This is a genomic window from Paraburkholderia sp. (assembly GCF_035501035.1).
Classification (GTDB): Bacteria; Pseudomonadota; Gammaproteobacteria; order Burkholderiales; family Burkholderiaceae; genus Paraburkholderia.
Window position 1 is genome coordinate 1 of the sequence record NZ_DATJWR010000306.1, and the last position, 3,440, is coordinate 3,440.

Sequence of the window (3,440 nt, forward strand, 5' to 3'; positions counted from 1 at the left end):
GCAGACGAAGGCTCCGACGCAACTGCGCCTTCGCCTTCAATCATGAACCTCGCTCGGTCCTTCACTGATGCGAGCCATTCCGGCGCTCGACCGCGGCCGCTCCAAGTCGCGCCAGACTTGGGGTTGAGGTATTTTGCCGGCTGCGGTCCTCGCGCGTAATTGCCCGCAGCTTTCGTCGCTGCCTTTGTCTTTGCCTCAGTCGCGGGAGCAGGTGCGCTGGTACGCGCTGTCATCTTCTACGGAACATGCTCACATGACGATTTCCCAAGCCGCAGAGAAGCATTAACCCCTTGTTCGAGCGGTGAAGTGCTGGCTGAAAGCGCAGCTGATTCTATCAGCGAGGAACGGCGCCAATAGGAGAGAAAAATGGCGGATGTAGCCGTAGTCAGGTGCAGCCACATACGGGCCCGAGAGTTCGGTTCGCGCGAGCGTGAATGGCGATTCAGGTCGCAACAGCCAATGAGCGCCTGCCAACTTGGCGTCACGGCGCGAAAACGACACCCGCGGGCGACAACCATTCTGACTCGGGGGGGTTCCCTTTCGCTGGAGACTTCACACCATGACGACTCGCCACATTCCCGACAACGCCACGCAGCGCGATTTTCCGGCCGCAAAACTTGTTGCGTATGAACCGCCCCGGGATTTCCGAAGGCTCCACTTCTTGAGAAAATGGAGCTATGGAAAACACCAAGAAGAAGTCCCCAAGGTACTCGCCGGAAGTTCGTGAGCGGGCTGTGCGAATGGTACTGGAACATCAAGGCGACCGCGAATCGCAATGGAAAGTGATTGCGTCGATCGCAGCGAAGTTTGGCTGCTCGGGCGAAACGCTGCGTAGCTGGGTGCGCAAGGAAGAGCGGGATCGGGGTTTGCGCCCGGGCATGAGCACGCAGGAGCAGGATCGGATCAAGGAACTGGAGCGGGAAGTGCGTGAGCTTCGGCAGGTCAATGAAATCCTGCGCAAGGCGTCAGCGTATTTCGCACAGGCGGGTGCGACACGTGTTCCGTCCCTCACGCGTCGTTGAGTAGTATGTTGTATGGGATGGGAAAGCTCATTGCGGTCTTGTCACGCGCGTCACGTATTTGTTGACGCAGTCGTGACCTGCTGTGCGACCAGCAGTTGTCTACCCGGACATGCGCGACTGGTAACGGTCGGGTATGAAGCTTCGGGGAAAATGTACTCTTCGTGAGAAGGTTCATCCGGCGACGGGTGGGCTGACACTGCCAGCAGGAAGGCGGTGTGGAGGCTAGGCAATTCCGTATGCACAACTTAGGTAAACTGTCGTCTGAACCCTCGTAAGCGAAGAGAAGCCAAACCTGCTGACAGGCTTCAACCAAAAGGTGAGTGGCCGGTTGCGTTCTTCCGCCTTGAGCGCACGTCGCCATGGCGCCACCGGGGGATAGACAGGTGCTAACCGGATAGGCTCGGCTAACGTCGGGTCGGCGGCAATGGGAACGTGGTAAACCCGATTTCCCGCCACACACTGCGCGCAGTGAATGCGTGGCAGGCAAACCGCAAGGGGCGCTGTTGGGAGAGCGGGCAAGAGAACGCGGAAAAAGCGAAGGGTAGCCGGTAATAGGCTACATAGGGGTTCCAAATTTGCCCTGATCTGAAAAGATGCAGACTTCCGCGTGGTGCAGTTGTCGTAGGCCTACATTTGAGATTCAGCGAAGGGCAGCTTGTGAGTGGCCGGTCTGACTACGGTTCAGCGCCCTTCGCCTCAGCATGAGGCGAATCAACGATGTGACGTTTGCGAAGGGCTTGCGCTGCAATGGCAAGACCGGCGTCAGTATGGCGCTTAATGCTGTGCTCGAGCTGTATGCAGGGAAACTTGCACGTACAGTTCTTCGGGGGCCGCGTTTCCGAGAGGGAACGCGGCTACCCTCTAGCTCGACCGCCGACCGAAGTGATGATCACGTTCATCGATGATCATCGGCACGTCTACGGAGTCGAGCCGATCTGCAGGGTGCTGCCGATCGCACCGTCGACGTACTACAAGCACGTGGGCCGCCGCGCCGATCCTGGCCTGGCGCCGCCGCGGGCCCGGCGCGACAGGATGCTCAAGGATGAGATCCGGCGCGTATGGGAAGAAAACTTCCAGGTCTATGGTGTGGACAAGGTCTGGACGCAATTGAAGCGGGAAGGCATTGTCGTGGCGCGCTGCACGGTCGAGCGGCTGATGAAGCAGATGGGCCTACGCGGTGTGGTGCGGGGCAAGACGGTACGCACGACAGTGAGCGACGGTTCGCCGTGCCCGAAGGATCTCGTGAAGCGGCAATTCACGGCTGAACGGCCCAATGCGCTGTGGGTGTCAGATTTTACCTATGTATCGAGCTGGCAGGGCTTCGTCTATGTCGCGTTCATCATCGACGTGTTCGCCCGACGCATTGTCGGCTGGCGTGTGTCGAGTTCGGCGCGCACGGACTTCGTTCTGGACGCACTGGAGCAGGCCTTGTACGAGCGAAAACCGGTGCAGCAGGACGGGCTGATCCATCATAGCGACCGCGGCGTGCAATACGTATCAATCCGCTATACGGATCGTCTGGTCGAAGCTGGCATCGAGCCGTCAGTGGGCAGCGTGGGCGACTCCTACGATAACGCACTGGCTGAAACGATCAACGGCTTGTACAAGGCAGAGGTGATCCATCGCCTCGGGCCGTGGCGCAATCCGCAGGCCGTTGAAATGGCGACGCTCGAATGGGTTGACTGGTTCAACAATCGTCGGCTCTTCGGCCCCATCGGCAACATTCCACCTGCCGAGGCAGAAGCCGCTTATTATGCAAATCTCGCTGGGTCTGCCGCCGTGGCATGACTCAAGCAAAATAGTCTCCGGGAAACCCGGGGCGGTTCAGATACTCGTAGGCCGGTTCTTCCGGAAGGGTTTCAAGTTCGTCAGCGGGCGTCTGGTCGGCCAGCTTCTTCGCCTGATTCACCAGCCTCTGGCTTCGCACGAAGTCGTTTTCCAACGCATACGCAAGGGCGAGTCCCGATGCGGTCAGCGAGCGTCGGCCAGGCGGGATCTGCTCGTCATCAACAATGTTTTCCATCACCCGCCTCGCGTCGGCAGGGTCATTCGCGTCGAAGTAATCCTGGACGAGCACGATCAGCAGCGCAAGTCGCACATTGCCGTCCGAATTCTCGTCGAGTAGCTTGCGAATGGCCTTCTCTTCATCGGCGACGGAGGGTTGTCCCGACGTCTTGTAAATTCTTGCGGCCGGCGCATTCACACCATGAGGCTCATCTGCCGGCGAAGTCCCGGGTAACCCGCAGAACGATCCGACGATCGCTGCGGCCAGGATACCCAGCGTGGGCCTCAGACACGACCACACGACCTGCGATGAATTTTCGGGTCGCATGACCATCTTTGCCTCCGGTTCACACGTCGTTGCTGGCATCGCTAGTCTATGGAAACGTCCTCACGGGCGATGCCGCTTGTTGATTC

At 59.2% G+C, this 3,440-nt stretch carries 2 protein-coding genes, 2 pseudogenes and 1 other annotated feature; of the genes and pseudogenes, 2 read left to right on the plus strand and 2 right to left on the minus strand.

Going from position 1 to position 3,440, the window contains the following annotated elements:
- The coding region (locus VMJ11_RS22530; protein ID WP_414694453.1) for an H-NS family nucleoid-associated regulatory protein at positions 1 to 233 on the minus strand (233 nt) is incomplete at its 3' end.
- A 444-nt stretch (positions 234 to 677) separates the two neighbouring features.
- Between VMJ11_RS22530 and VMJ11_RS22535 the strand changes: the two are divergent.
- Together VMJ11_RS22535 and VMJ11_RS22540 are read left to right on the plus strand one after the other, a co-directional pair.
- Positions 678 to 992 (plus strand): annotated as a pseudogene (locus VMJ11_RS22535) (transposase); the annotation flags it as partial.
- 861 nt (positions 993 to 1,853) lie between these two features.
- Positions 1,854 to 1,982: a sequence feature (AL1L pseudoknot), on the plus strand.
- Positions 1,887 to 2,810 (plus strand): annotated as a pseudogene (locus VMJ11_RS22540) (IS3 family transposase); the annotation flags it as partial. Its footprint overlaps the feature before it by 96 nt.
- Position 2,811: 1 nt before the next feature.
- Here the strand turns inward: VMJ11_RS22540 and VMJ11_RS22545 are convergent.
- Entirely contained in the window at positions 2,812 to 3,360 is a 549-nt protein-coding gene (locus VMJ11_RS22545; RefSeq protein WP_325621926.1) for a hypothetical protein, read from the minus strand.
- Positions 3,361 to 3,440: the final 80 nt, after the last annotated feature.

Excerpts from the sequence above, each read along its gene's own strand:
- VMJ11_RS22545 (WP_325621926.1), bottom strand. The coding sequence starts at position 3,360 with ATGGTCATGCGACCCGAAAATTCATCGCAGGTCGTGTGGTCGTGTCTG.